The following is a 935-nucleotide window of genomic DNA, read 5'->3' as shown; positions in this document are numbered from 1 at the left end:
CCGCAAACATCGGTTTTGGTATCGTAGCCCATGCCACGCAAGGCGTTATTAACCGTGCTTTCACTCATGACCTTTTGTGGATCGTGATCGTTAGGGAACATGACTTCACAGTCACCGCTCAGTTCGCGTAATGATTTGAACAAAATGACAGCCTGACGACTCAAAGGGACAATATGCTCCGTTTTCATTTTCATGCCCCGTTCGGAGAATTTAACGCCTTTAATGGCTTTTCTTGTGGCAGGGATTTTCCAGACAGCATTTTCAAGGTCGAGTTCTTCCCAGCGGGCAAATCTCAATTCACTGGAACGGACAAATGTTAATAAAGTCAGTTCCACCGCGATACGAGTGATTAAGCGTCCACGATAGCGAGAAAGTCGGCTTAAAAATTCAGGTAAACGTTCGTGGGGAAGGGCGGGGTGATGTTTAGATTTAACAGTGGAAAGTGCGCCAGCCATATCATTAGCCGGATTGGAATCAAGGATATCATTCTGAACGGCATAACGCATGATGGAATTGACACGTTGCTGTAATCGCTGAGCAATATCATGTTTTCCATCAGCATCAACGGTTTTGATCGGCGCTAAAAGTTGACTTGTCCGTAAAGTGGAAATATCAAGCCTGCCAATATGTGGGAAAATATAATGTTCAAGGCTGCGTAGAATGCGGTTGCCGTGATCTTCGCTCCAACGTTTATTGCTGGCGTGCCAGTCACGGGCGACTTTTTCAAAGGTATGTTTTCCTTTTACTCCAGCATGTGCGTCTTTTTTCTCGGCTTTGGGATCAATACCTTGAGCAATTAGCTTTTTTGCTTCATCTCGTTTGGTGCGAGCATCAGCTAAAGAGATGGCAGGATAGACACCGAAAGCCAGTCGGTCTTCTTTTTTATCGGTGGGGCGGTAGTACTTCATACGCCAGTACTTCGAGCCGCGTGTCGT

General features: G+C 46.1%; 1 protein-coding gene. It reads right to left on the bottom strand.

Annotated features, from left to right (window positions below; translation table 11 throughout):
* On the bottom strand, positions 1-935 hold a 935-nt coding region (locus AACS90_RS03625; protein ID WP_099123668.1), incomplete at both ends, for a tyrosine-type recombinase/integrase.

This window comes from Xenorhabdus sp. KK7.4, assembly GCF_963876465.1.
Lineage (GTDB): Bacteria > Pseudomonadota > Gammaproteobacteria > Enterobacterales > Enterobacteriaceae > Xenorhabdus > Xenorhabdus stockiae.
This window is presented reverse-complemented; position numbering and strand designations above follow the sequence as displayed.